25 protein-coding genes are annotated in these 25,475 nt (G+C 57.3%); 11 read left to right on the plus strand and 14 right to left on the minus strand.

Features of this window, described 5'->3' with window-relative positions; translation table 11 throughout:
* The first annotated feature begins 169 nt into the window (after positions 1 to 169).
* From KOE80_RS15290 to cysG, 10 genes are all read left to right on the plus strand, one after another.
* Positions 170 to 2,515 (plus strand): acyl-CoA dehydrogenase, encoded by a 2,346-nt coding sequence (locus KOE80_RS15290; RefSeq protein ID WP_226349458.1) that lies wholly within the window; start codon positions 170 to 172, stop codon positions 2,513 to 2,515.
* Positions 2,512 to 3,807 (plus strand): acetyl-CoA C-acetyltransferase, encoded by a 1,296-nt coding sequence (locus tag KOE80_RS15295; RefSeq protein ID WP_083055324.1) that lies wholly within the window; start codon positions 2,512 to 2,514, stop codon positions 3,805 to 3,807. The genes KOE80_RS15290 and KOE80_RS15295 overlap by 4 nt, the downstream gene beginning before the upstream one ends.
* On the plus strand, positions 3,804 to 5,747 hold the full coding sequence (locus KOE80_RS15300; RefSeq protein WP_226349459.1) for a 3-hydroxyacyl-CoA dehydrogenase NAD-binding domain-containing protein: 1,944 nt from the start codon (positions 3,804 to 3,806) through the stop codon (positions 5,745 to 5,747). The genes KOE80_RS15295 and KOE80_RS15300 overlap by 4 nt, the downstream gene beginning before the upstream one ends.
* Before the next feature lie 125 nt (positions 5,748 to 5,872).
* Positions 5,873 to 7,198 (plus strand): OmpP1/FadL family transporter, encoded by a 1,326-nt coding sequence (locus tag KOE80_RS15305; protein ID WP_035269579.1) that lies wholly within the window; start codon positions 5,873 to 5,875, stop codon positions 7,196 to 7,198.
* A 9-nt stretch (positions 7,199 to 7,207) separates the two neighbouring features.
* Positions 7,208 to 7,726 carry a DUF4442 domain-containing protein gene (locus KOE80_RS15310; protein WP_026484839.1) on the plus strand — a complete coding sequence of 173 codons (519 nt, stop codon included), beginning with the start codon at positions 7,208 to 7,210 and terminating at the stop codon, positions 7,724 to 7,726.
* Positions 7,727 to 7,745: 19 nt separating this feature from the next.
* Complete coding sequence (locus KOE80_RS15315) at positions 7,746 to 8,318, plus strand: chalcone isomerase family protein (protein WP_226349460.1); 573 nt, start codon at positions 7,746 to 7,748, stop codon at positions 8,316 to 8,318.
* 23 nt (positions 8,319 to 8,341) lie between these two features.
* On the plus strand, positions 8,342 to 10,006 hold the full coding sequence (locus KOE80_RS15320) for an AMP-binding protein (RefSeq protein WP_088451700.1): 1,665 nt from the start codon (positions 8,342 to 8,344) through the stop codon (positions 10,004 to 10,006).
* 154 nt (positions 10,007 to 10,160) lie between these two features.
* Positions 10,161 to 11,993 (plus strand): assimilatory sulfite reductase (NADPH) flavoprotein subunit, encoded by a 1,833-nt coding sequence (locus KOE80_RS15325; RefSeq protein ID WP_088451698.1) that lies wholly within the window; start codon positions 10,161 to 10,163, stop codon positions 11,991 to 11,993.
* Between the two features lie 11 nt (positions 11,994 to 12,004).
* Positions 12,005 to 13,714 (plus strand): assimilatory sulfite reductase (NADPH) hemoprotein subunit, encoded by a 1,710-nt coding sequence (gene cysI / locus KOE80_RS15330; RefSeq protein WP_226349461.1) that lies wholly within the window; start codon positions 12,005 to 12,007, stop codon positions 13,712 to 13,714.
* A 1-nt stretch (position 13,715) separates the two neighbouring features.
* A complete protein-coding gene (gene cysG, locus KOE80_RS15335) occupies positions 13,716 to 15,170 on the plus strand; it encodes a siroheme synthase CysG (RefSeq protein ID WP_226349462.1) in 1,455 nt (484 codons plus the stop codon).
* Between the two features lie 322 nt (positions 15,171 to 15,492).
* Here the strand turns inward: cysG and KOE80_RS15340 are convergent, their stop codons facing one another.
* From KOE80_RS15340 to KOE80_RS15360, 5 genes are all read right to left on the minus strand, one after another.
* Entirely contained in the window at positions 15,493 to 16,242 is a 750-nt protein-coding gene (locus tag KOE80_RS15340) for an ABC transporter permease (protein ID WP_203145820.1), read from the minus strand.
* 77 nt (positions 16,243 to 16,319) lie between these two features.
* Entirely contained in the window at positions 16,320 to 17,516 is a 1,197-nt protein-coding gene (locus KOE80_RS15345) for an ABC transporter substrate-binding protein (protein WP_115634628.1), read from the minus strand.
* A gap of 10 nt (positions 17,517 to 17,526) precedes the next feature.
* Positions 17,527 to 18,336 (minus strand): ABC transporter ATP-binding protein, encoded by an 810-nt coding sequence (locus tag KOE80_RS15350; protein WP_226349463.1) that lies wholly within the window; start codon positions 18,334 to 18,336, stop codon positions 17,527 to 17,529.
* A complete protein-coding gene (locus KOE80_RS15355; protein WP_088451690.1) occupies positions 18,333 to 19,424 on the minus strand; it encodes an acyl-CoA dehydrogenase family protein in 1,092 nt (363 codons plus the stop codon). The genes KOE80_RS15350 and KOE80_RS15355 overlap by 4 nt, the downstream gene beginning before the upstream one ends.
* Positions 19,409 to 19,969, minus strand: a complete 561-nt coding sequence (locus tag KOE80_RS15360; protein WP_226349464.1) for a carboxymuconolactone decarboxylase family protein — start codon at positions 19,967 to 19,969, stop codon at positions 19,409 to 19,411. Before KOE80_RS15360 ends, KOE80_RS15355 begins: the two co-directional genes overlap by 16 nt.
* A gap of 129 nt (positions 19,970 to 20,098) precedes the next feature.
* Between KOE80_RS15360 and KOE80_RS15365 the strand changes: the two genes are divergently transcribed.
* A complete protein-coding gene (locus KOE80_RS15365; RefSeq protein WP_052159265.1) occupies positions 20,099 to 21,067 on the plus strand; it encodes an AraC family transcriptional regulator in 969 nt (322 codons plus the stop codon).
* Positions 21,068 to 21,428: 361 nt separating this feature from the next.
* Here KOE80_RS15365 and rpsQ read toward each other — a convergent pair whose 3' ends face one another.
* From rpsQ to rplD, 9 genes are read right to left on the minus strand one after another with little or no spacing between them, the layout of a single operon-like run.
* A complete protein-coding gene (gene rpsQ, locus KOE80_RS15370; protein WP_009462428.1) occupies positions 21,429 to 21,704 on the minus strand; it encodes a 30S ribosomal protein S17 in 276 nt (91 codons plus the stop codon).
* A 1-nt stretch (position 21,705) separates the two neighbouring features.
* On the minus strand, positions 21,706 to 21,897 hold the full coding sequence (gene rpmC / locus KOE80_RS15375) for a 50S ribosomal protein L29 (protein WP_003803032.1): 192 nt from the start codon (positions 21,895 to 21,897) through the stop codon (positions 21,706 to 21,708).
* A 9-nt stretch (positions 21,898 to 21,906) separates the two neighbouring features.
* Entirely contained in the window at positions 21,907 to 22,323 is a 417-nt protein-coding gene (gene rplP / locus KOE80_RS15380) for a 50S ribosomal protein L16 (RefSeq protein WP_003803033.1), read from the minus strand.
* A gap of 3 nt (positions 22,324 to 22,326) precedes the next feature.
* Entirely contained in the window at positions 22,327 to 23,100 is a 774-nt protein-coding gene (gene rpsC / locus KOE80_RS15385) for a 30S ribosomal protein S3 (protein ID WP_003803035.1), read from the minus strand.
* A 9-nt stretch (positions 23,101 to 23,109) separates the two neighbouring features.
* A complete protein-coding gene (gene rplV, locus KOE80_RS15390; protein ID WP_009462426.1) occupies positions 23,110 to 23,439 on the minus strand; it encodes a 50S ribosomal protein L22 in 330 nt (109 codons plus the stop codon).
* 3 nt (positions 23,440 to 23,442) lie between these two features.
* Positions 23,443 to 23,718, minus strand: coding sequence for a 30S ribosomal protein S19 (gene rpsS, locus KOE80_RS15395; protein WP_003803039.1), 276 nt, complete (start codon positions 23,716 to 23,718; stop codon positions 23,443 to 23,445).
* Between the two features lie 12 nt (positions 23,719 to 23,730).
* Positions 23,731 to 24,558: a 50S ribosomal protein L2 gene (gene rplB / locus KOE80_RS15400; RefSeq protein ID WP_003803041.1), complete on the minus strand. Its 828-nt coding sequence runs from the start codon at positions 24,556 to 24,558 to the stop codon at positions 23,731 to 23,733.
* Between the two features lies 1 nt (position 24,559).
* On the minus strand, positions 24,560 to 24,856 hold the full coding sequence (gene rplW, locus KOE80_RS15405) for a 50S ribosomal protein L23 (RefSeq protein ID WP_003803043.1): 297 nt from the start codon (positions 24,854 to 24,856) through the stop codon (positions 24,560 to 24,562).
* Entirely contained in the window at positions 24,853 to 25,473 is a 621-nt protein-coding gene (gene rplD / locus KOE80_RS15410) for a 50S ribosomal protein L4 (RefSeq protein ID WP_009462425.1), read from the minus strand. The genes rplW and rplD overlap by 4 nt, the downstream gene beginning before the upstream one ends.
* Positions 25,474 to 25,475 lie beyond the last annotated feature (2 nt).

The raw sequence follows: 25,475 nt of genomic DNA on the forward strand, positions 1-25,475 counted from the left end.
GCCCCTCTCTTAGGGGCAGCAAGTCGAAGGTGCAGCATGAGGGGGTTTTACCGCCGGGCCGCTCCCAAGACTCGGCGCCCCCGGTAAAAAGTGCCCCCTCGGGGGCAACAAGCCGAAGGCGCAGCGTGGGGGCCTTCTTCTTTTTTTTCTAAGCTAGTCCGGAGTTGCTATGTTTGTGACCTTGCTATTGATAGTGCTAGTGCTTGGCTGCGTCTACGTTCTCAAAAACCGGAATCTACGCACCAAGTGGCTAAGCCGCCCAATCTACCGCGCCTTTTCCAGCGTTCTGCCTGCCATGTCCCAAACCGAGCGCGATGCGCTGGAAGCAGGTACGGTCTGGTGGGAAAGTGAGCTGTTTCGCGGCAAACCCAACTGGAATACCCTGAGCTCTTATCCGGCCTACCGGCTCACCGATGAAGAGCGCCAGTTCATGGACAATGAAGTCAATGTGGCTTGCGCCATGATTGACGACTGGCAAGTCAGCCAGGAAGACTTCGACATGCCTGCCGAGGTCTGGAACTACCTGAAAGAAAACCGCTTCTTCAGCCTGATTATTCCCAAGGAATACGGCGGTCGCGGTTTTTCGGCGCAAGCGCACTCGGCGGTTGTCGCCAAGCTCTCCACCCGTAACTCGGCCTTGTCCGTCTCGGTCATGGTGCCCAACTCGCTGGGCCCGGCAGAACTGCTGCTGCACTACGGTACCGACGAGCAGAAACAACACTATCTGCCCCGCTTGGCTGATGGCCGTGACATCCCCGCTTTCGCACTGACCAGCCCTTGGGCCGGTTCGGACGCCGCCTCCATTCCTGACGTAGGGATTGTCTGCAAGGGCGAATGGGAAGGTCAGGAAGTGCTGGGCATGCGCGTCACCTGGGACAAACGCTACATCACCCTGGCTCCGGTTTGCACCTTGTTGGGTCTGGCCTTCCGCCTATATGACCCGGACGGTTTGCTGGGTGGCGAAAAAGACATTGGCATTACCTGCGCCCTGGTTCCAAGCGACCACCCCGGCGTTGATACCGGTCGCCGTCACTTCCCCCTGAATGCCATGTTCATGAACGGCCCCACCCGCGGCAAAGACGTGTTCATGCCGCTGGAATTCATTATTGGTGGTCCCGACATGGCTGGCCAGGGCTGGCGCATGTTGATGGAATGTCTGGCTGCTGGCCGCTCCATCTCCCTGCCCTCCTCCTTTACGGGCATGGCCAAACTGACCAGCCGCGCCGTGGGTGGTTACTCCGCCGTGCGTACCCAGTTCCGCAGCGCCATCAGTAAATTTGAAGGTGTGGAAGAAGCACTGGCTCGCATTGCCGGCCATACCTATGCGATGGATGCCGCCCGCACCATGACGGCTGCTGCCGTGGACCTGGGCGAGAAACCTTCTGTCGTCTCGGCCATCGTCAAATACCACGTCACCGAGCGTGGTCGCATTGTGGTGAACGACGGTATGGATGTGATTGGTGGTAAAGGCATTTGCCTTGGCCCCTCCAACTTCCTGGGCCGGGCTTACCAGCAAATTCCCGTCGGCATTACGGTGGAAGGCGCCAATATTCTGACGCGCAGCCTGATCATCTTTGGCCAAGGCGCGATTCGTTGCCATCCTTTCATTCTGGAAGAGATGACAGCTGCACTGAACCCTGACCGCGAAGCCGGTTTGCGTAAATTTGACCAGGCTTTCTGGGCACACATCCGCTACACACTGGCCAATACAGGCCGCTCCTTCTGGCTGGGCCTGGGTGGCTGGCGCTTGCTAAGTGGCCCTACCGGCACCTCCAAGGCCATGCACACCTACTACAGCCAGGCCAGCCGTTACAGTGCTGCTTTCTCCCTGCTGGCCGATGCCTCCATGCTGGTTCTGGGTGGTTCCCTGAAAATGCGTGAGCGCCTGTCCTCGCGTCTGGGGGATGTGCTGTCCGAGCTGTACATGCTAAGCGCCGTGCTCAAGCGTTACCAGGACGAAGGCCGTCAACAGGAAGATGCACCTCTGGCTCACTGGGCGGCTCAAGACGCCTTGATGCGCGCTCAACATGCGCTGGACAAAGTACTGGAGAACTTCCCGAACCGTCCTTTGGCGGCCGTGCTGCGCTTCCTGGTCTTCCCTCTGGGTCTGCGCCGTCTGGGCCCTGATGACAAGCTGGACCACACTGTTGCCAAACTGTTGACCAAGCCCGGTGCCACTCGAGATCGCCTGACTTACGACACCTACTTGCCTGACGACGATATGGAACCCGTCGGTGCGATTGAAGCGGCCCTGCTGGCTTCGCTGAACACCCGCGATATTGACGCCAAAATCCGTCAGTTCGAGAAAAGCGGTCAATTGCAGGACAACCCCAAAGCCAACGTACGCGATCTGGCCGAAGCCGTCTTTCAGGCCGGTGGCATCACGGCTCAGGAATACGAGCAAATCCAGGCCCGCGACATCGTGCGCGATCGGGTTATTGCCGTTGATGATTTCCCCTTCGATTTGCGTCGGGAAAATCCTGCCGCTGAAGCCGCCAGTGGGAGCCAAGTATGAGTTTTCAACCGGTCTATATTATTGACGGCGCACGCAGCCCGTTTCTGAAAGCGCGCAATGCGCCCGGCCCCTTCTCTGCTGGAGATCTGGCCGTGCAAACGGGTCGCGAGCTGTTGCTGCGCCAACCCTTTGAGGCCCCGCAGCTAAGCGAGGTCATCTTGGGTTGCGCCGCCCCCTCGCCCGATGAAACCAATATCGGCCGGGTTCTGGGTCTGCGTCTGGGCACAGGTCACAAAGTGCCGGGCTGGACCGTGATGCGTAACTGCGCCTCGGGTATGCAGGCACTGGACTCGGGCGTACAGGCCATTCAAACCGGCCGCTCGGATCTGGTGCTGGCCGGTGGCGTAGATGCGCTGTCTCACGCCCCCATCCTGTTCAGCGACGACATGGTGCGCTGGCTGGCCACCTGGGGCAAAGCGCGTAGCCTGGGCGCACGCCTGAAAGCGCTGCGCAGTCTGCGTCTGTCCTACCTGAAACCAGTCATCGGCCTGCTTAAAGGGCTGACTGATCCCGTCGTTGGCCTGTCCATGGGGCAGACCGCTGAAATTCTGGCGCACGAGTTTGGTATCAGCCGTCAGGATATGGACGAGTTTGCGGCCCGCAGTCACCGTCTGGCTTTGCGTGCTCAACAAGAAAACGCTTTTGAAGAAATCGTGCCGTTAAGCGACACGCGCGGTAATAACTACCCGCAAGATGATGGCGTACGCGAAGACTCCACGCCCGAGAAGCTGGCCAAGCTGCGCCCAGTCTTTGATCCGCCTTGGGGCAATATCACGGCCGGCAACAGCTCCCAAGTGACCGATGGCGCTGCCCTGCTGATTCTGGCCAGCGAAGCCGCCGTCAAGGAACATCAGCTCAAACCCATTGGCCGCATTGTAGATGCGCAATGGGCTGGCCTGGACCCGGCCACCATGGGCCTGGGCCCTGTTTTCGCCGCGACGCCTATTTTGGAGCGCAACCGTCTGGCCCTAAATGGCCCGGATTTGTGGGAAATCAACGAGGCTTTTGCAGCACAGGTACTAGCATGTCGTGCTGCATGGGACAACCAGGAGTGGTGCCAAAAGTATCTGGGTCGTGATGCTTTGGGTCTGCTGGATATGGACAAGCTCAATGTGGACGGTGGCGCCATTGCGATCGGCCACCCGGTGGGTGCCTCCGGAGCCCGAATTGTGCTGCATTGCTTAAATGCCCTGCGTCGTCGCAACTTGCGTCTGGGCATGGCCGCTATTTGTATTGGCGGCGGACAAGGCGGTGCCATGCTGATCGAATCGCTGCAAGGAGCTGAATCATGATGCCCGTCGCTACCCTGGATTTGCAAAACTTCACGCTGTACACGGACGATCAGCAAATTGCCTGGCTGAAAATCGATTGCGTGGGCAGCTCGGTCAATAGACTCTCGGCAGCCGTTCTGCAGGAGCTGAACCAGGCACTGGATTACCTGGGCAGCCATCCTCCTAAAGCACTGATCATTTACTCCGGCAAAGCTGCCGGTTTTGTAGCCGGTGCGGACATTGACGAGTTTTCGGAACACAACAACAACCCTGAAAAGGGCTTGGCACTGGTCACACGCGGCTGGACCGTCTTCAACAAGCTAGCCAAGCAGAGCTACCCCACGTTGGCGCTGGTGCAGGGCCACTGCCTGGGCGGTGGTCTGGAGCTGGCCCTGGCATGCCGTTATTGCCTGGCCGTAGATCAGGACGATACACGCCTGGCTCTACCTGAAGTGATGCTGGGTATTTTCCCCGGTTGGGGCGGCATGTTGCGCCTGCCTGAATATATAGGCCCTGCCGCCGCCATGGACTTGATGCTGAGCGGCAAAAGCGTGGATGCCCGCAAGGCCGCCCGTCTAGGTATGGTCGATGCTTGCGTCCCTGTCCGTCTGGCCAAGCAAGCCGCCGTCAAGCAGGTGCTCAGTGGCAAGAAACCACGTCGTGCCAAAGGTTTGCCACGCCTGATGAATACCAAGCTGCTGCGCCCCCTGGTGGCTGGCCAAGTGCGGAAGCAGTTGGAAAAGCGCGATCCGTATCAGCACTATCAGGCCCCTCGTGCCATTTTGGAGATCTGGGAAAAACACAACGGCAACGCGTTGAAAGCTCCCGAGCTGATCGAGCAAATCACCCGTTCCAACACCGCGGCTAATCTGCTGCGTGTATTCCATCTGCAAGAGCGCCTGAAAAGCGTGGGCAAGCACTCATCGACGCAAGAAGTCAGCCATATCCATGTGGTTGGCGCCGGTGTCATGGGAGGTGATATTGCTGCCGTATGTGCACTGAAAGGCATGCGTGTGACCTTGCAGGATCAGGACCGCAAACGTATCGCCCAGGCTCAGGGTCGTGCCGCCAAGCTGTTCCAGCGCCGACTCAAAGACCGCAGGCTGGTACAAGCCGCACTGGATCGATTAATCCCGGACCCGGACGGCCACGGCATCCCCTCGGCAGATCTGGTCCTGGAAGCGATCTTCGAGAACGCCGATGCCAAACGTAGCCTGTACACCACCATTGAGCCTCTGCTAAAACCCGGTGCCGTACTGGCGACCAACACCTCCAGCCTGCCCTTGTCCGAGCTCAGCCTGAACCTGATCAATCCGGAACGGCTGGTAGGCATTCACTTCTTTAACCCGGTCTCTCGCATGCCCTTGGTTGAAGTGGTGGAAAGCGAGTTGCTGGCCCCGGAAGTGCGCAGCGTTGCCTACGCCTTTGTGAACCAGATTGGCAAGCTGCCCCTGCCCGTTAAAGACAGCCCCGGCTTTCTGGTCAATGCCGTGCTGGCTCCTTACATGCTGGAAGCCATGCGCTGCGTGGACGAGGGGCTGGACCCGGCCACCGTGGACAAAGCCATGCTGCAGTTCGGCATGCCTATGGGCCCGCTTGAATTGGCCGACACCGTGGGCCTGGATATTGCCCGTGATGCAGGTGCCCAATTAAGCCAGCAGGCGGCCATGCCAGCCTGCCTGAAAACCCATCTGGACCGTCAGGAACTGGGTCGCAAAACCGGCCAGGGTTTCTACACCTGGAAAGACGGCAAAGCCCAGAAATCCCCTGCGGGAACAGTCCCAAGCGGTCTGGCAGATCGCTTGATCAAACCACTTATCGAACAGACCGAACACCAGGTTCGCATCGGTGTTGTGGAGAACGACGATCTGGCCGATGCAGGCGTGATTTTCGGTACCGGCTTTGCGCCATTCAGAGGGGGCCCTCTGCATTACAAAGCAACACAAAAACAACGCAATTAGTTCGGATTGGCACAAATACCTATACGCCGATTGGCCTAGGTCATGCACCATAGAAAACAAACAGGTGTTTTAAAACTTGTCATAAGCCTCTGTCAGACGTCGCACCTATACCTTGGAGAAGAGACATGAAAAAGACGGTTGTAGCTTTGCGTACCATCCCCGCCTTGCTGATTCCTCTGGGAATGAGCATGGGAATGGGTCAAGCCCATGCGGCTGGTTTTAACTTGCTCGAACAAAATGCGAGCGGCCTGGGCAATGCCTACGCAGGCTCGGCCGCCATTGGTGAAAATGCCAGCACGATCTACTTCAACCCAGCTGGCATGACTCTGCTGCCCGAGACCAACTTCTCGGCTGGTATCAACGTCATTAAACCCACCTTCAAATTTTCGGATAAAGGCAGTACGGATCCCTTGGCATTGACAGGTGGGGCCAGCCGACCTGCAACGGGTGGATCAGGTGGCGATGCCGGTAAAGTCGCTCCTGTACCCAATATTTATCTGTCCCATCAACTCTCGCCGAAATGGTGGATCGGTTTGGGTATTGGTGTGCCCTTTGGTCTGACAACTGAATACGACGAAGGCTGGATTGGACGCTACCACTCCGAGAAATTCGCCATTGAAACCGTCAACGTCAACCCGTCGGTGGCTTACAAAGTCAATGATCAGTTGTCCTTCGGTGTGGGTGTGAACTGGCTGCACATTGATGCGGACTACCGTCTGGCTACCCCGGTTGGTTATCACCCGGCTTTGGGTCCACTGGACATGGACACCCGCGTGAAGATGAAGGGCGACGCCTGGGGCTGGAATGCCGGTTTGCTGTACCAAATTACCCCCAGCACTCGTTTGGGCGTTTCCTATCGCTCGCAAATCAAGATCACGGCTGATGGCGACACCAAGCTGCGCAACCGCAACGTGCCGGCTGGCATTCCTGCCCCCAACATCAATTGGGACGCAGAAGCCACCATCAAGCTGCCTGACACCGCCATTGTCAGCTTGGTGCACGACCTGAACTCGCGCTGGCAATTGCTGGCCGATGTGTCCTGGACAGGCTGGAGCAGCATCCCGCGTCTGACCATTGAAAACAGCGGCCCCGGTGCCAAGGATTCCGGTCTGGAACTGAAGTTCAAGGACGCATGGCGCGTCGCCCTGGGTGCGAACTACCACTACAACGAGCAGTGGACCTTCAAGGGTGGTATTGCTTGGGACCAATCCCCCGTTCGCGACAAGAACTACCGCCCAACCGCTCTGCCTGACAGCGATCGTTACTGGGTGTCCCTGGGTGCTCAGTATCGTGCCAGCAAGAACGCCACCTGGGATATCGGCTACACCCACTTGTTCCTGAAAAATACCGACATGAACAACAACACGGATCTGAAAGGTCGTGGTTTGACACGCGGTACCTACAAAAACAGTGGCGACATCCTGGGCGTGCAGTTCAGCTATCGCTTCTAAGGATGCACTATGGCCCGCAGTCGCCGCATGGAGCTGCTCGCACGCCTCCCCCCCACATGGCGTGCGCGCTTTTTGCAGCTGGGCTTTAACTGGCACCCCGCCTTCCGGGCAACCGGCGGGCGAGTCCACAAAGTTTCAGCGAACTTGCAACACATCGTCGTACGCCTGCCATTGCGTCGCCGCACTCGCAACATCAATGGCTCTTTATTTGGCGGCTCCCTGTTTGCCATTACAGACGGCGTGCACGCCACCATGCTTCTGGCTGGGCTGCAACGCCATGTGATTGTCTGGGACAAGAATGCAGAGATTCAGTACCGCCGCCCCGGCTACCAAACTCTGTACGCCAATTTTCAAATCAATCCAGATGAACTGGACGCAATACGAGGACAGCTAGACCAATACCACGAGGCTGAAGCCACGTTTACCGTGCAGATCCAGGACCCCGAAGGCCAGATCTACACCACGGTGGAACGCACCATCTATATCGCCGACGCCCACTTCTACAAGCAGAAATCACAATCACGCTAATTTGCCGGAGGACCGCTTCATGTTTACCCCCCGCTGTGCCGCCCTGATTTTAAGTCTGTCCCTGGGGCTACCCGCCGCCCAGGCCGCTACTGTTGCGAATGTCACCGTGCCAGACACGGTCACCGTCGAGCAGCAAAGCCTGAAACTGAATGGGGCAGGCCTGCGCAAGAAAGTTGTTTTTGATGTGTACGTCGCCGCCCTGTATACCGCTTCGCTTTCCCAGGATGCCGAGGCCATTATTCAATCCCCCGGACCGCATCAGATCCGACTGGTCCTCAAACGCGACCTGGATGCCCAAACCCTGATCGATGCCCTGAAAGACGGCATTCACAGCAACCTGACTGATCCTGAAAAACAAGAACTGGACCCGGTCATCAAGCAATTTGAAGACTTGATGCGCCAGGTGGGTGAAGCCAAGGAAGGCGACGTTGTGGTGCTGGACATGCACACCCCTCAGGTCAAGATCCTGTTCAACGACAAGACGCTGGGCGAGCTCTCTCACCCTGATCTGACCCCTGCTTTGTTGAAAATCTGGCTAGGCAAGAAGCCTGCCCAAGAATCGCTCAAAAAGGCCCTGCTGGGATTGTCTTGAACCTACACGCCTCGGAGCGCTTCATGGATAAAGTCTGGCTGCAGAACTACCCCGCCGGTATTCCTGCCACTATCGAAGATCAGGCCCAGCAGTACTCGTCCTTGCTGGATGTATTTGAACAAAGTTGTACCGACTTCGCGCAGCGCACTGCCTATATCAGCATGGGCAAACGCATGAGCTATCGCGAACTGTCGACCAATGCCTTGGCCCTGGCCAGCTGGCTGCAAAGCCAAGGCGTGAAAAAAGGCGACCGTGTCGCCCTGATGATGCCCAATATGCTGCAGTACCCCATCAGTCTGTATGGGGTGTTGCGCAGCGGGGCCACCATTATCAATACCAACCCGCTGTATACGGCCCGTGAACTGCGCCATCAGCTGCAAGACAGCGGCGCAGAAACCATCATCATTGCGGAGAACTTTGCCCACGTGCTGCAGGAAATCCTGCACGAAACACCCATCAAGCGAGTCATTGTGACCAGCGTGGGGGATTGTCTGGGCGGCCTCAAGGGCTGGCTGGTCAATCAAGTGGTGCGCCACATTAAAAAAGGTGTGCCTGCCTGGTCCTTGCCTGGCTCCGTCTCTTTCAAAGCCGTACTGGCTCAGGGCCGAGGCCGCGCACCGGCCCCGGTCAAGCTGACCCACGATGATATTGCCTGCCTGCAATACACCGGGGGCACGACGGGCGTTGCAAAAGGAGCCATCCTGACCCATGGCAATCTGGTTTCAAACCTGAGCCAGGCCCTGTCCTGGATTCGCCCTTATTTGAAAGAAGGCCAGATCGACTGCGTTGTTACTGCCCTGCCGCTTTACCATATCTTCGCTTTCACCGCGAACCTGCTGGTGTTTCTGCGTCTGGGTGCGGAGAACCTCTTGATCATTAACGCGCGCGACATTCCCTCCATGATCAAGGACATGTCCAAGCTGCGTTTTACTGCCATTACGGGGGTGAACACGCTCTTTAATGCCATGCTGAACAATGCCGAGTTCCGCAAGCTGGATTTCTCCTCGCTGCGCTTTACATTGGGTGGCGGTATGGCAGTGCAGGAAGTGGTCGCCAAGCGCTGGCTGGAAGCGACCGGCAAACCCCTGGCCCAGGCTTATGGACTGACTGAAACTTCACCAGCAGCCACGATCAATCCGCTGGATAAAAAAGAGTTCACCGGCTCAATCGGGCTGCCCGTTCCTTCTACCGACATACGCATACGCGACGAAAACCAGAACGACCTGCCGTTGGGCGAAACGGGCGAGCTATGCATTCGTGGGCCGCAAGTTACTCCCGGCTACTGGCAACGTCCCGATGAAACCGCCAAGGTCTTTGATCGCGACGGCTTTTTACGCACGGGCGATATTGGCTATATGGACGAGCAAGGTTATGTCTTCCTGCTGGATCGCAAAAAAGACATGATTCTGGTCTCGGGCTTTAACGTCTACCCCAATGAGGTGGAAGCGGTCGCCGCCCAGCACCCGGATATTGTCGAGGCCGCCGCCGTCGGTGTACCGGATGAAAAAGCAGGCGAAATCGTCAAGCTCTATGTCATCAGCCGTAATCCCGAGCTGACGGAAAAAGACGTGATTGCCTTTTGCCGCAAGGAGCTGACCGGCTACAAGGCCCCACGTATTGTCGAATTCCGCGATGATCTGCCCCGCACCAATGTGGGCAAAATCCTGCGTCGGGAGCTGCGTCCATAACACGTATTTCGCACGCGCTTAGACCAAGATGAAAGGGGCTTATGCCCCTTTTTCATTAACCGGAGTATTCATAAACAAATAAGAATCGGATCGTTCGTAGCCCTGATACCGCTCTTTAGAATGGGACAAACTATTTATATAAGCGAGTGTCAGAATGCACGCCCTGTCCCGCCTCTCGGAGTCCAATCGCACGGCGATTGCTCAAATTACCGACGAGCTCGATCCGCTGTCCCTGAACTGGCTGTCCGGCTATCTCGCGGGTGTCGCGCAAGTGCGCCACACCGGCCTTCCCGCTCAAGCGCCTGTTTCTCCTGAACTGTCGTTGGTGCCCGCCGCCGCTGCGCCCGCCCAACGACCTGCCACTATTGTGTTTGGCAGCCAGACAGGCAATGCCCAACGCGTCGCCGAAGCCTTTGCCCAACGCTGCGAAGCCGCCGGCATCCCCGTGCGCCTGCTGCGCGCCGACCGTTACCCCACGCGCGAGCTGAAAGAAGAGCGTCTGCTGTACGTCATTATCAGCACCCAGGGTGAAGGCGATCCGCCAGACGATTCCATCGCGTTTTTCGAGTTCCTGTCCGGTGCCCGTGCCCCCAAGCTGCCCGCACTGAAATTCGGTGTGCTGGGTCTGGGTGATTCCAGCTATCCCCTGTTCTGTGGGATCGCGGAAAAGATTGATCAACGTCTGCTGGCGCTGGGTGCGGAACGCATTCTGGACGCAGGGCTGGCTGATCTGGATATTGATACGGTCGCCGCCCCCTGGCAGGACAAAGCCTTTGGTTTTCTGGAAACGGATCACCAGGCCCACGCCGCTGCGGCCGTTCCTGCCGCCCAATCCAGCAACGTTACGGTGCTGGAAACCCAGACCCGCAGCAGCTTCACCCGCGACAATCCATTCCAGGCCACCGTGCTGCAAAGCCAAAGCATTACGGGCCGCGACAGCACCCGCAACATCTATCACTACGAGTTGTCGCTGGAAGGCAGTGGCCTGAAGTACCAACCCGGTGATGCATTGGGTGTCTGGCCTACACAAAACGCCAAGCTGGTCGAAGCAGTTATCCAGACGTTGAAGCTGGACCCGCAAGAGACCGTCACCATTCAGGACAAGTCACACACGCTGCAAGAGTGGCTTAGCCATTACCGCGAGCTGACACAACTGACCAAGCCTTTTCTGGTGGAACTGGCCAAGCGCAATAGCGATGCCGTGCTGCAAACAGCTGTGGGCCCCGAGGGCTTGAGCACCTTGCAAGAGCTACTGAAAACTCATCAAGTGCTGGACGTACTGGAACGCTTCCCGGCCACCTGGAGCGCTGCCGAGCTGGTACAAGCCTTGCGCCCTCTGGCACCCCGCATGTACTCCATCGCCTCCAGCCAGTCCGAGGTGGACGAAGAAGTACATCTGACCGTGGCCAATGTGCATTACCAATTCAACGAGCAGGATCGTTGGGGCGTGGCCTCCGACTATCTGGCCCGGCTGAACGAAGGCGATACCGTGCCTGTCTTTATCGACCCCAATACACGCTTCCGCCTGCCTGAAGATACCAGCCGTGACGTAATCATGATTGGTCCTGGCACCGGTGTAGCTCCTTTCCGCGCCTTTGTGCAGGAGCGCAGCGTTCAGGGTGGCGAAGGTCGCAACTGGCTGTTCTTTGGCAACCCGCACTTTCACTCCGATTTCCTCTACCAGACCGAATGGCAACGCGCCTTGCAGGACGGTCAGTTGCAACACCTGGATCTGGCCTTCTCGCGCGATCAGGAAAACAAGGTTTACGTCCAGCACCGCTTGCTGGAAAAAGCAGCCGAGGTCTATGCCTGGATTCAGGGCGGCGCCCACATTTATGTGTGCGGTGATGCCAATCAGATGGCCAAGGACGTACACCAGACCCTGCAGGAAATTGCCCGCCAGGAAGGTGGATTGGACGCAGACCAGGCTCGCAGCTGGTTGGAAGAACTCTCGGCGCAGGGCCGCTACGCCCGCGACGTTTACTGAGAAGCAAGGACATGACAGAAAAGAAAATCGCCGCTATCGAACAAGTAAAAATTGATAGCCGCTATCTGCGCGGTGGCATTACCGAGGGTCTGGCAGACCCAATCACGGGCGCCATCAGCGAAGACGACAACAAGCTGCTGAAATTTCACGGCAGCTATCAGCAAGACGACCGCGATCAGCGTGAAGAGCGTCGCAAGCAAAAGCTGGAACCGGCGTTCAGCTTCATGATTCGCGCCCGCCTGCCTGGTGGCGTGGTCACGCCCGCCCAGTGGCTGGCCTTTGACCAGATCGCCTGTGACTGGGCCCAGTTTGGCCTGCGCATCACCACCCGTCAGACCTTTCAATGGCACGGCGTGCGCAAGCCCTTTTTAAAGCCCACACTGCAAGCCATCAACAAGGCCATGTCCACGACATTGGCTACTTGCGGTGACGTGAACCGTCAGGTGGTCAGCGCCACCAATCCCTTGCTGTCCGAGCAGCATGGTCTGGTTCAAGAGTGGGCTGACAAGATTTCCGAAACCTTCCTGCCCAAAACCCGCGCCTATGCCGAGATCTGGCTGGACGGCAAAAAAGTCGAAGACGCCATTGACGGCGAAGACTTTGAACCGATTTACGGCAAGACTTACCTGCCCCGCAAATTCAAGATCGGCATTGCCGTGCCTCCCTTGAATGATGTGGACGTATTTGCGCAGGACATCGGCCTGATCGCGATTATTGAAAACAACCAGTTGCTGGGCTTTAACGTCGCCATTGGCGGCGGCATGGGTGCCACTCATGGCGACGACACCACCTACCCGCGACTGGGCAGCGTAATCGGCTTTGTCCGCCCCGAGCAATTGCTGGCCGTTTGCGAAGCCGTTATCACCACACAGCGTGACCATGGCAACCGCGACGAACGCCGTCATGCTCGCCTGAAATACACCGTGGATAAGCTGGGTGCCGACTGGTTTCTGGAAGAAGTGCAAAACCGCAGTGGCCAAGCGCTGGAGCCTTCGCGCCCCTATCACTTTGACCACAATGGCGACCGCTTCGGCTGGACCCAGGGCAGCAATGGCCGCTGGCACCTGAGCCTGCGCATAGATTCGGGCCGCATCATGGATACCGAAGTTGGCCCCTGGCTGACGGGTATGCGTGAAATTGCCAAGATTCACCAGGGACAATTCCGTCTGACCTGCAACCAGAACCTGATCATTGCCGATGTACCTGAAGAAGATAAGGCCAAGATCGACAAGCTGGTTGCTGATCACAAACTGGATGTGTACCAGACACAAAGCGGCATACGCAGCAGCACGATTGCCTGTGTCTCTCTACCCACTTGCGGTTTGGCCATGGCCGAGAGCGAACGCTACGCCCCCATCTTGCTGCCCAAGCTGGAAGCCTTGCTGGACAAATACCAGTTGCGTAATGAGCGCATTGTGCTGCGTATCTCCGGTTGCCCCAACGGCTGCGCCCGTCCTTACCTGGGTGAAATCGCCCTGGTTGGCCGTGCTCTGGGCCGTTACGACTTGCGCTTGGGCGCGAACTTCAGTGGCGAACGCCTGAACGTGATCTATCTCCAAAACATTGCCGAACCTGAAATTCTGAGCATTCTGGACGAGCTGTTTGGCCGCTTCGCTGCCGAGCGTCTGGAAGGCGAACACTTCGGTGATTTTCTGGTTCGCGCTGGCGTCATTGCCGAGCCTTCAAGCCGCTTGATTCCTTTGGTTTTGCAACCGGCCTGACATGAACCTCTTTCCTTTATTCGCCAACTTGAAGCAGCGCGCCGTACTGGTGATCGGCGGTGGAGAAATCGCCGAGCGCAAAGTGCGTCTGGTCCTGGCCGCCGGTGCCCAGGTCACGCTGGTCGCCCCCTATGTGGTGGACAGTCTGGAAGAGCTGGCGAATCAAGGGCGCATTACCCTGATTCGGGAGCGCTATCAGGCCCAGCATCTACAAGGGGCCTGGCTGATTATTGCCGCCACTGACAAGCGTGACGTGAACCAGGTCATTGCCCAGGACGCACAAGAAGCCCGCATTCTGGTCAATGTGGTGGACGACCCCGAATTGTCCAGTTTTCAGGTGCCTGCCATTGTGGATCGTTCACCGCTGATTATTGCCATTTCCTCTGCAGGGTCGGCCCCCATGTTGGCACGGCGAGTACGGGAGCAATTGGAAACCATGTTGGACCACAGCCTGGGTGCGATCAGCCGTCTGGCGCAGGAATACCGCAGCGCCATTCGGCGCGCCCGCCCCGAGCTGGGTGCGCGCCGCCGTTTCTACGACTGGCTGCTGGATGGCCCGGTAGGTGCCGCCCTGCGCAGTCAGCAAGCCGAGCAAGCCCGCTTGAGCCTGGAGAGCGCGCTGCAACAGCCTGAGTCACCCCGCGCCACACAAGGCCGCGTGATTCTGGTGGGCGCCGGTCCAGGCGATCCAGGTCTGCTGACCCTGCATGCCCTGCGTGCACTGAATCGTGCTGATGTGATTCTGTACGATCGTCTTGTATCCGATCAGGTGATGGAGCTGGCTCGTCGCGATGCCCACCGTATTTTTGTAGGCAAGCAATTGGGCGAAGATCATCACCAGACCCAAAACCGCATTCATCAGTTGATGATTGAACACGCCCGAGCAGGTCAAACCGTGGTGCGCCTGAAAGGCGGTGATGGCTTTATTTTTGGCCGTGGCGGTGAAGAACTGGAATATCTGGCCGAGCATGGCATCGCATTTGAAGTGGTACCCGGCATCACGGCTGCCATCGCATGTGCGGCTTATAGCGGTATTCCTCTGACCCATCGTGACCACGCGCAGTCCGTGCAGTTTGTGACGGCTCACCGCAAAAGCGGTCATGGTATTGAGGACTGGAACCCGCTGCTGGATACCAGCCAGACGGTTGCTGTCTACATGGGTTTGCAGCAGATTCTGGGCTTTAGCCATGAGCTGGTACAACGGGGCCGCAGTGCCACTACGCCCTGCGCCTTGATTGAAAATGGTTCGCGCCCTGAGCAGCGCACCTTGCTGTCCACGCTGCAAAACATTGCCCAGGATGCGCAGCAGCATCAGTTTGCCAGCCCCTGCATTCTGGTGATCGGTCAGGTAGCTACCTTGGGCAGTACCTTGTCCTGGTATGGCGAGCTAATCGACCAGCTCAGTCCACGTACAGCAATTACGCAGGATGCGGACAATACCCTGGTCGCTGCATGAAGGCAGTGATCAAGGCCTAGCTAGAATCTCGTCTCAAGATCACTTTTCTATACATACCAACTAAGGCTTCAGTCAGTGCGGGATTAGCATCCTTGAATACCGCTTCAAACTGAATCTAAAAAGGCCCTCAACATTGAGATGTTGAGGGCCTTTTTTATCTTTCTGCAGCTTCTGAAAAGCCACTAAGCACCAGGTAAAACTGCCAGCGCCTACAAGAACAAAACTGGCAGCGGCAGATAGCCTGAGCATGCTCTGTCACTTGTCTTTCCTGGAAATACAAAACAGTCAAAGCTCTTCGCCTGTCGGCCCAAGGGCTGATTATTTAGCGCTGTCCCAAGGCCGCAAATAAGGCTCGCAAAGCGCTATCCAGCAGATAGCCAATCAGACCAATCAAGACAATTACGGCCATCAGTTCGGAATACGCCATACGGTCGCGCGTATCCAGAATCAGGTAACCCAAACCGGCCGACACACCCAGCATTTCGCAAGGTACCAGCACAATCCACAAGACGCCGATTGCCAGTCGGCTACCCGTCAGCACCGAGCCTACAATGCCGGGCAGAATCAAGTACAACAGCGTTTCCAGCTTGGTGGCCGCCAGACTGCGACCCAGCATCAGCCAGCGCGGATTCAGATGCCGTACGCCCGAGGCTGTATTCAGCAAGACAGGCCAGACACCGGCCACACCCAACAGAAAATAAATCGGTGCATCCCCAATGCCAAAGGCCATGACGGCAATAGGCATCCAGGACAGGGGCGAGATCATGCGCAGGAACTGGAACAAGGGAGTCAATGCGGCGTGAGCTCGCGCTGACAAGCCCAGCAGCAAACCGGCGGGCACGCCGACACCCAATGAGATCGCCAGCCCTACAAAAATACGTTGCAAGCTGGCACCTACGTGCATCCAGGTCTCGGACCAGCCCAGTATCTCCAGCAGGCTATGAAAGGCAGCTGCTGGTCCGAATTGCTGCATCAAAGGGCTGCTGGACCAGGCTGTGGCCAAGTACCACAGCACGACTCCCGCCAACAAACCGCCCAAGCCCCACAGGGTGCTGGCAATCCAGGCATTCATTTTGGGGCGTCGCAAAGACGCAGCCGATCGCGGATCAGACTGCGCCAATGACGGAGAAGAAGCAGACGCACTCAAACTCATACAACAATGCTCTCGTTGCGGGTGTATTGCTCGGACAAGCCAAACTGCGCCAGGCCCCCCTGCTTTTCCAACGCGGCACGGACAAAGCGGTCATCCACCAGATCGCTGGCTACGTGTTCAGGAGACAGCCCTTCCAGGAAACCACGCTCGCCCTGAATCAAGGTCCCTTGCAGCATTTGCACCAAGGACTCGGTGTAGCTGGGGAAAGGATAAGGTTGAAAATCGATACGCTGGTCGTCCCAGTCCGGATGACGAATCACGCCAGACTTCACGTATTGCGCACGATCCGCCGGGTCCGGGGACAGCACTTTCAACAGGTTTTCTTGAGTGTGCGGGGTATAGCGGTTCCCGCCTTCACGCGACAGGATCTGGGCCGCCTCGGCGCGGTGACTGCGTATCCAGATCTGTGCCTTGACCAGACCATCCACCACGGCTTGCGACCATTGGGGGCGAGTCTGCAAATCCTGCTCGTGCATGAAGGCCACGCAACAGGCGTGATCGCGCCAGACGTCGCCAGTAAAGCGCAAGATGCGGCCCATGCCCTGAGTTTCGGCTAAGGCATTGAAAGGTTCGGCCACCGTAAAACCGGCAATTCGCCCCGAGGCCAAGGCCGGCGGCATATCAGCAGGCGCCATCACCACCAGATTGACCTCATTGGGTGCCAGCGCACCGGCGTTTTTCACGACAGGCGTCAGGCCATGTGCTTTGAGCACATGCTGCAGCACCACGTTGTGAATCGAATACCAGAAAGGAATCGCCACCGTCTGCCCGCCCAATTGCTCGGCCGAGCTGATGTTCTGCGCCACCGTGATAGCAGAGCCACTCATGTGATTCCATGCCACCACTTTTGCAGGGACTTTGCTGCCGTAGCGCGCCCACACCGTCATGGGAGAGAGCAAGTGCACCAGATTGACCTGACCGGAGATGAAAGCCTCGATCAACTGAGCCCAACTGCGCACCATCACGGGCTTTTCAACCGCAATACCCGCTTCTTCAAAATATCCATTGTGATGCGCCACCAACATGGCGGTGGCATCGGTAATCGGCAAATAGCCGATACGCAAAGGCGCATTTGACTCACTTTGTGCACGGGCAGTCCCTTGGGCCAGCAAGGGCGCAGCACCCGCAACGGTCAGCAAAGACGCCAGTTTCAGCAAGTCGCGACGGGTACGGGACGTAGGAGATTCAATCATGAAATGCACCTTACAAAACAGCAGCGTGAACCGCCTGGGAGAGGCTTTGCTCCAGGCTGGCCACAATTTCCAGGCGTATGGCCTGAAGCCAGTTATCCAGATGAGATCGGGGGTGGGCCGGGCAGCTCCATTCACGCTGCAAACCGGCAGGACGGCCACCTAACAGCAGGACACGGTCCGCCAGCAAAAGGGCCTCATCAATATCGTGAGTGACCAGCACAATGGCGCAGCCAGTCTGGTCGCGTATCGACAGAATCAGCTCCTGCATCTGGCGACGAGTTACTTCATCCAGGGCGCCAAAAGGTTCGTCCATCAACAAGACTTGTGGGCGTCGAGCCAGACAACGCGCAATGGCAACACGCTGTGCCATACCGCCCGACAAGGCACCAGGACGCTGATGACGGCTTTCATACAAACCAACCTGACGCAGCGCCTGTTCAACCCGCAGGCGGCGCTCGGCGGCGGATACGGAAGGCTGGCGCGCAAAACCCAGACCAAAACCAGTATTGGCCTGCACATTCAGCCACGGCAAGAGAATGGCTTCTTGAAACGCCATGGCCAAAGCGGGGTGAACCCCACGCACGGGCTGCCCCAGAAAGGACACCTCGCCCTGGGTGGGCGTTTGGAGGCCTGCCAGTACCCGCAACAAAGAGGATTTACCCACTCCGCTGGGGCCCAGCAGCGCCACGATCTCGCCCGCGCGCACGTTCAAGTCCAGGTTCTGCAAGATCGTCTGGCCACCGTAGGCCAGATTGATCCCCCGAGCGGACAAGAGTCCGGTCCCTTCAGAATCGGTATGCGAGGGGGCGGCGGAACTCATACTGCATCCTGCCCAAGTTCGGCTTTCAGTTGCGCCACCGTGGGTGAAATCAAAGGCACCAGCATGGCTTCGCGATAACGGCGCAGCAGTTGCGGATGCTTGCCCTGCATATAGGTCGCCCCGCCGATCGCGGAGCTTTCCAGGGCCACAGCCTGCGACGCCAAACTACTTAGCTCGATACGGACTTTGAACAAATCAGGCGGCGTGGCCGAGCCAGGTTTACGTACGGCATCAACCAGCACATCCGACAATTCCTGCACACGATCCAGCAAACGGCGGGCGGGCTGCTCCTGTACCCATTGGCAACGTGGCGCATCCAGCACTTGCTTCAAGGAACGACGTGCCAAGCCCATGGTCATCCCGCATTGCAGCGCCATGAAACGGGGGCGTACCGAGCGCACAAAGTGGCCTGCATCGGGATGCAGCAAACGCTCTTGTCCCAGACGCACAGCATTGAACTTCAAAGCGGCGGTATTGCTGCCACGCAGTCCGACCAGATCCAGATCTGCGGAACGCTCCAAGCCTGGATCACCCAGTTCTGCCACCCAAATACCGGCTTGCTCTTCAGGCATGGCGGCCACAATGGCAACCAGGCAGTTGCCGGGACGCAGATTGGTAATCCAGGGCAAGCGGCCCTCAAACTGCCAATGTCCTTGTTCAGGCTGGGCACGCACTTGCAGCTCTTCAATGCCACCCAAAAACTTGATGGCATTGGACAGACCCGTCGCACCCGCAACACTGCCATCCAGCAAACCGGGCAAATAGCGCTCGCGCATGGCGGGGTCCTGAACGTCACGCAGGTATTCAATAAAGGTACGCTGGCTCCACAGGACAAAACCTGCCGTCAGCGAATGCTCGGCCACTTCCACGATGGATTGAACGGCATCACCGAAGTCGGAAAAATCCGCTTTCAGGCCCAGGCTCAACAAACCGTCTTGCGCCAGGCGAGGCAACAAGGCCTGCGCCTGAGATGCATCGCTATCCAGCGACAGGGCATGCTCTTCCAGCCACTGGGCCAAGCCAGGCGACAAAACAGGGCGCTCTGAGGCCAGCACAGGCTGCTCAGCGCGCTTTAAGGCGTTTCCCATGCGTAGGCCTCCAGCTGGCTATTGAGCGGCGTACGAGCCAGATTATTGGCAAAGTTGCAGATCGTCGCCAAGCCAATACCGGTAATCACTTCCAGAGCCTGCTGGTCGCCGTAACCAGCAGCGCGGAAATCGGCCAGAGCCTGATCCGACACCTGACCACGGGTATCAATCACGGCGCGACTGAACAGAGCCAGAGCCTGCAGGCGCTCGTCGTTGATCTGGTCAAAGCCACGCGCACGCAAAGCGGCCAGAATTTCCGGGTCCAGCTTGGCTTTATTGGTCGCAATGGCGGTGTGACCGGCCACGCAGAAGCGGCAACCGTGAGTGGTACCGGCAACCAGTTGCACGACCTCACGCTCGACCAGCGACAGGCTGGCGGTGGCGTTCAAGGCGGACATATCCTGATAGGCTTGCAGGGCAACAGGAGCATTAGCCAAAATAGCCAGCAAATTGGACAAAAAGCCGCTACCACGCACAGCTTTCTCAAGGGCTGGTTTGACCGCCTCTGGTGCGGAGTCCACATTATGCAAAGTTAAGCGAGTCATGATGGCGACAATTCCTTAGTTAATCCGAGAAGGTTTCATTGTCGATTGACTGGCGCCTTATCTCCATGTGCGAACATAGCGGTATTCATATTAAAAATATCCACGAAAAGAAATAAGCATATTTTCTGCATGAGCGACTCTGCCTTTCCTGACAGCCATTGCGCTGTCGACTCCAAAGACACAGGACACCCTGTGGAGGAACTGCTCTTGTCCGGGCTGGAGATCTCTGCCAGCCTGTTTCACTTGGGGCAATACTGCAATCAATGGGAAAGCAGCCTGCACGGGCACCAACGCGCAGGCTTTCATGTGGTCTTGCATGGGCCGTGCTGGCTGCATATTCAGCATCAGGAAGCCTTGGCCTTGCAGGCGGGTGATGCGGTGTTCTTCTTGCGGGATGTGCCCCATCGCTTAAGCTCCTCGCCCACGCCGCCAGACTGGAATGCGGCCATGCGGCGACAAACCATGCAGAGCCTGGAGCCACAAGTGCCACACAGTACGGGCTTGCTCTGTGGTTTTCTGGATCTGGGCCGTGGTTTGAGCGAATTGCTGCTGGCGACCGTGCCTGATGTTTTGTTGATTGATGGTTCTCAGACAGATGCAGATTCAGGACGCCCTTTGCTGGACTTGATCCAGGCCGAAATGCGACGCCAGCCGCAAGCCAACTCCAGCCTGCTGGAAAAGCTGGTGGAGCTGTTGTTGTTCTATACCTTGCGCCAGCAAATCGGACAGACACCGGCCGAAGGTGCCCTGCCCGCCGGCTTGATTCATCTGGCCAGCGACTCTGCCTTTGGTAGCCTGATCGAGCAGTTGCTACGTGAACCTGCCAAAGCCTGGTCGGTGGACGATATGGCCGCCTATCTGAATATGTCTCGTGCCGCCTTTCACCGCCGCTTTACCTTGCTGTGCGGGATGGCGCCAGCCCAAGTACTGTTGCAACTACGTATGCAGCTGGCCAAGCGTCAGCTGGAGCAAGGTCTGACCATGGAGCAGATTGCCGAGCGTATCGGTTATAGCTCTGCGGCCGCATTCAGCGCCGCGTTCAGACGCAGTGTGGGTCTCAGCCCGGCGCAATGGCGCAAGCAAGACGCGCGTCCATAAGTCAGCAAGCTGCTACAACTCTGCCCCCCAGATTGTCGTCCTACCCCGAGTACGTATGCAGGGTAGCTGGCACGATATAGCCCTCGCCCCATAGTTGCCACCGCACAGAATAGAACAAGCTGTTCCCGCTTTTTTGTGAAGGCTTCCGGCTTACGCATACAAGCCGCTAAGCCCCAAGCTTGATCATTCAGTTCAGCTGCGGGTTTAAGCGCCATGACGGGCAACAAGACGAAATACGAACATTGCTCCTGTCTATGAGCAACAGCAAAGTGGACAAGCATAAAAAAACCCCAATCTGTAAACAGATCGGGGTTTTTGACCTACCAGAGCCAGGCCGAAGCCTGGACATCTGAGCAAGCGTTTAGATCACGCGGGCTGCTTCGATCAGACGCACAACAGTCCAGGACTTGCTGCGGCTGATAGGACGGCCTTCGGTAATCTCAACGGTATCGCCTTCGTTGTACTGGTTGGTCTCGTCGTGCGCTTTGTATTTATTGGAGCGGACGATGATCTTGCCATACAAGGGATGTTTAACGCGGCGTTCAACCAGAACGACGACAGTTTTGTCCATCTTGTTGCTGACAACTTGACCGATCAGGGTACGTTGACGTTTTGCGGTAGTTTGAGTTTCGCTCATCTTACTTTCCTGCGGTCTCAGCCATGACGGTACGGACGCGAGCGATGTCGCGACGTACTTTGCCCAATTGGCTGGTGTTGGAAAGCTGTTGAGTAGCACGCTGCATGCGCAGGTTAAATTGTGCTTTCAACAGGCTCTCGAGCTCTTTTTGGAGCTCGGCGGCATCTTTAGTACGGAGTTCGCTGGCTTTCATGACGTCTCCTTAAGCACCGATCTGACGCGTTACGAACGTCGTCGAGATAGGCAGCTTGGCAGCGGCCAGACGGAATGCTTCGCGTGCCAGCTCTTCGCTAACACCTTCCATTTCGTACAGGACCTTGCCTGGTTGAATCTCAGCGACCCAGAACTCTGGATTACCCTTACCGTTACCCATACGAACTTCGGCAGGTTTCTGCGAAATTGGCTTATCGGGGAAGATGCGGATCCAGATGCGGCCACCACGTTTGATGTGACGGTTAATTGCACGACGTGCTGCTTCGATCTGGCGAGCAGTCAGACGGCCACGGTCAGTGGCTTTCAGACCAAATTCGCCAAACGAAACTTGCGCACCGCGAGTAGCCAGACCGGTGTTACGGCCTTTGTGCTCTTTGCGATACTTTCTGCGAGAAGGTTGCAGCATGTTTTATTCTCCTTCGGACGCAGCAGGAGCAGCGTCTTTACGAGGACCGCGGCCACGACCACCTGGACGGCGGTTTTCAGGGCGGTCACCACGTGGACGACGTGGGCGGCGCTCTTCAGGGGCTACGGTGTCAACAGGCATTTCGCCGTTAGGCAGCATGTCGCCCTTGTAGACCCAGACCTTGATACCGATGATCCCGTACGTCGTGTGCGCTTCGGAAGTACCGTAATCGATGTTAGCGCGCAGGGTGTGCAGAGGCACACGGCCTTCGCGGTACCATTCGGTACGAGCGATTTCGATGCCGTTCAAGCGACCCGAGCTCATGATCTTGATGCCTTGGGCACCCAGACGCATGGCGTTTTGCATGGAACGCTTCATCGCACGACGGAACATGATGCGCTTTTCCAATTGCTGAGCAATGGAGTCGGCGATCAGTTGAGCGTCGGTTTCAGGTTTGCGAATTTCTTCGATGTTAACGTGCACTGGCACGCCCAACAGGCGCTGCAGGTCAGCCTTCAGGCTTTCGATATCCTCGCCGCGCTTGCCGATCACTACACCAGGACGAGCCGAGTAAATAGTGATGCGAGCATTCTTGGCAGGACGCTCGATGACCACACGGCCAACGGACGCACTTTTCAGCTTGCGTTTCAGGTATTCGCGCACACGGATGTCGTCAGCCAACATCGTACCGAACTCAGCACCGTCAGCGTACCAACGCGAGCTCCAGTTACGGTTAACAGCCAGGCGGAACCCAATTGGGTGGATTTTCTGTCCCATTGTGACTCCTTAAGCGCCGACTTTGACCACAATGTGGCAAGTCTGCTTCTCAATACGGTTACCGCGGCCTTTGGCTCGTGCAGAAAAACGCTTCAACGACTGAGCCTTGTCCACGTAAATGGAGGTGACTTTCAGTTCGTCGATGTCGGCGCCGTCATTGTGCTCAGCGTTGGCAATAGCCGATTCCAGAGCTTTCTTGATGATGCCAGCGGCTTTCTTGGGAGTGAAAGTCAGCGTATTCAGAGCGTGAGCGACGGACTTGCCGCGGACCATGTCCGCAACCAGACGTGCTTTTTGCGCCGAAATATGGACTCCACGAATAATTGCTGTAGTTTCCATCACTTATCTCCGGGCCTTTTTGTCCGCAGCGTGACCCTTGAAAGTACGGGTCAAAGCGAACTCGCCGAGCTTGTGGCCAACCATGTTCTCGTTGATGTAAACGGGAATGTGTTGACGGCCATTGTGAACGGCAATCGTCAGCCCAATGAACTCGGGCAGGATGGTAGAGCGGCGCGACCAGGTTTTGATTGGTCGCTTGTCGTTACCCACAACGGCTGCGTCAACCTTTTTGATCAGGTGAGCATCAACGAATGGGCCTTTTTTGATCGAACGTGACATAGTGTTCGCCCCTTACTTGCGCTTACGGCGCGAAACAATCATGTTGTCTGTGCGCTTGTTACGACGGGTGCGGTAGCCCTTGGCAGGAGTACCCCATGGGCTGACTGGCTCACGGCCTTCACCCGTACGACCTTCACCACCACCGTGCGGGTGATCGACTGGGTTCATCGCCACACCGCGAACGGTAGGACGAATACCACGCCAGCGAACAGCACCGGCTTTACCGATTTGACGCAGGCTGTGATCGTGGTTGCTGACTTCGCCAATCGTGGCGCGGCAGTCGATGTGAATGCGGCGAACTTCACCGGAACGCAGACGCACTTGAGCGTACGTGCCTTCACGAGCCAGCAACACAGCGGAACCACCAGCGGAACGAGCGATTTGAGCACCCTTACCAGGCAGCATCTCGATGCAGTGAATGGTTTGACCCACAGGAATGTTGCGGATAGGCAAAGTGTTGCCGGAACGGATAGGAGCTTCCGCGCCAGACACAACCGTTGCACCCACTTCCAGACCACGAGGGGCGATGATGTAACGACGCTCGCCGTCTGCGTAGCACACCAATGCGATGTGAGCGCTGCGGTTAGGGTCGTATTCCAGACGTTCTACTTTCGCAGGAATACCGTCCTTGTTGCGACGGAAGTCGACAATACGGTAATGCTGCTTGTGACCGCCGCCACGGTGACGAACCGTGATGTGGCCGTTGTTGTTACGGCCAGCACTGCTGGATTTCTTTTCCAGCAAAGCCGCGTAAGGAGCGCCTTTGTGCAGTTCAGGGTGAACCACTTTGATCATGCCACGGCGACCTGGCGACGTTGGTTTTACTTTTACCAATGCCATATTAGTTCACCTCAGAAAAGTCGAGTTCCTGACCGGGCTTGAGCGAGACATATGCCTTGCGCACACTGCGGCGGCGACCCATGAAACGGCCAAAGCGCTTTTCCTTGCCCTTCTGATTGAGCACCTGCACCGACTCAACTTCTACTTTGAACAGCAGTTCAATAGCAGCTTTGATTTCAGGCTTGGTAGCATCAGGAGCGACGCGGAAAGCGATTTGCTGATTTTTTTCGGCAACGTACGTGGCTTTTTCAGTCACGACAGGAGCCAGAATTACTTGCAATAGACGTTCGGCGTTCATCCCAACATCTCCTCAAACTGAGCGACAGCCGCTTTGGTGACCAACACTTTTTTGTAGTGGATCAGGGACAGCGGGTCGGCGTAGCGTGGTTCAACCACAGCAACGTGAGGCAGGTTACGCGTAGCCAGGTACACGTTCTCGTCCAGCGCGTCGGTGATGATCAGCACGGATTCCAGGCCCAGGTCTTTCAGCTTGTTGGCTGCCAGACGGGTCTTGGGTGCTTCCAGAGTGAAGGAATCAACAACCAACAGACGCTCGTCACGGACCAACTGAGACAGAATCGCGCTGATACCGGCGCGGTACATCTTCTTGTTGACCTTGTGTGCGTAGTTTTCTTCACCGGTGTTGGGGAATGCACGACCGCCTCCACGCCACACGGGCGAGGATGTCATACCAGCACGAGCGCGGCCGGTGCCTTTCTGGCGCCATGGCTTCTTGGTGCTGTGGTTGACTTCGGCACGAGTCAATTGCTTGCTGTTACCGCTGCGAGCATTGGCTTGGTATGCAACAACGATCTGGTGAACCAGTGCTTCGTTGAATTCACGACCGAAAACGGTTTCGTTGGCCTGCAATGTGGATGCAGCTTGGCCTTGTTCGTTCAGGAGCTTCAGTTCCATGG

The sequence above is a fragment of the Alcaligenes sp. 13f genome, assembly GCF_020496585.1.
GTDB lineage: Bacteria > Pseudomonadota > Gammaproteobacteria > Burkholderiales > Burkholderiaceae_B > Alcaligenes > Alcaligenes phenolicus.

Bases quoted from the DNA above. Each gene is read 5' to 3' on its own strand.
- KOE80_RS15290 (WP_226349458.1), top strand. From the start codon at position 170: ATGTTTGTGACCTTGCTATTGATAGTGCTAGTGCTTGGCTGCGTCTAC.
- KOE80_RS15295 (WP_083055324.1), top strand. From the start codon at position 2,512: ATGAGTTTTCAACCGGTCTATATTATTGACGGCGCACGCAGCCCGTTT.
- KOE80_RS15300 (WP_226349459.1), top strand. From the start codon at position 3,804: ATGATGCCCGTCGCTACCCTGGATTTGCAAAACTTCACGCTGTACACG.
- KOE80_RS15305 (WP_035269579.1), top strand. From the start codon at position 5,873: ATGAAAAAGACGGTTGTAGCTTTGCGTACCATCCCCGCCTTGCTGATT.
- KOE80_RS15310 (WP_026484839.1), top strand. From the start codon at position 7,208: ATGGCCCGCAGTCGCCGCATGGAGCTGCTCGCACGCCTCCCCCCCACA.
- KOE80_RS15315 (WP_226349460.1), top strand. From the start codon at position 7,746: ATGTTTACCCCCCGCTGTGCCGCCCTGATTTTAAGTCTGTCCCTGGGG.
- KOE80_RS15320 (WP_088451700.1), top strand. From the start codon at position 8,342: ATGGATAAAGTCTGGCTGCAGAACTACCCCGCCGGTATTCCTGCCACT.
- KOE80_RS15325 (WP_088451698.1), top strand. From the start codon at position 10,161: ATGCACGCCCTGTCCCGCCTCTCGGAGTCCAATCGCACGGCGATTGCT.
- cysI (WP_226349461.1), top strand. From the start codon at position 12,005: ATGACAGAAAAGAAAATCGCCGCTATCGAACAAGTAAAAATTGATAGC.
- cysG (WP_226349462.1), top strand. From the start codon at position 13,716: ATGAACCTCTTTCCTTTATTCGCCAACTTGAAGCAGCGCGCCGTACTG.
- KOE80_RS15340 (WP_203145820.1), bottom strand. From the start codon at position 16,242: ATGAATGCCTGGATTGCCAGCACCCTGTGGGGCTTGGGCGGTTTGTTG.
- KOE80_RS15345 (WP_115634628.1), bottom strand. From the start codon at position 17,516: ATGATTGAATCTCCTACGTCCCGTACCCGTCGCGACTTGCTGAAACTG.
- KOE80_RS15350 (WP_226349463.1), bottom strand. From the start codon at position 18,336: ATGAGTTCCGCCGCCCCCTCGCATACCGATTCTGAAGGGACCGGACTC.
- KOE80_RS15355 (WP_088451690.1), bottom strand. From the start codon at position 19,424: ATGGGAAACGCCTTAAAGCGCGCTGAGCAGCCTGTGCTGGCCTCAGAG.
- KOE80_RS15360 (WP_226349464.1), bottom strand. From the start codon at position 19,969: ATGACTCGCTTAACTTTGCATAATGTGGACTCCGCACCAGAGGCGGTC.
- KOE80_RS15365 (WP_052159265.1), top strand. From the start codon at position 20,099: ATGAGCGACTCTGCCTTTCCTGACAGCCATTGCGCTGTCGACTCCAAA.
- rpsQ (WP_009462428.1), bottom strand. From the start codon at position 21,704: ATGAGCGAAACTCAAACTACCGCAAAACGTCAACGTACCCTGATCGGT.
- rpmC (WP_003803032.1), bottom strand. From the start codon at position 21,897: ATGAAAGCCAGCGAACTCCGTACTAAAGATGCCGCCGAGCTCCAAAAA.
- rplP (WP_003803033.1), bottom strand. From the start codon at position 22,323: ATGCTGCAACCTTCTCGCAGAAAGTATCGCAAAGAGCACAAAGGCCGT.
- rpsC (WP_003803035.1), bottom strand. From the start codon at position 23,100: ATGGGACAGAAAATCCACCCAATTGGGTTCCGCCTGGCTGTTAACCGT.
- rplV (WP_009462426.1), bottom strand. From the start codon at position 23,439: ATGGAAACTACAGCAATTATTCGTGGAGTCCATATTTCGGCGCAAAAA.
- rpsS (WP_003803039.1), bottom strand. From the start codon at position 23,718: ATGTCACGTTCGATCAAAAAAGGCCCATTCGTTGATGCTCACCTGATC.
- rplB (WP_003803041.1), bottom strand. From the start codon at position 24,558: ATGGCATTGGTAAAAGTAAAACCAACGTCGCCAGGTCGCCGTGGCATG.
- rplW (WP_003803043.1), bottom strand. From the start codon at position 24,856: ATGAACGCCGAACGTCTATTGCAAGTAATTCTGGCTCCTGTCGTGACT.
- rplD (WP_009462425.1), bottom strand. From the start codon at position 25,473: ATGGAACTGAAGCTCCTGAACGAACAAGGCCAAGCTGCATCCACATTG.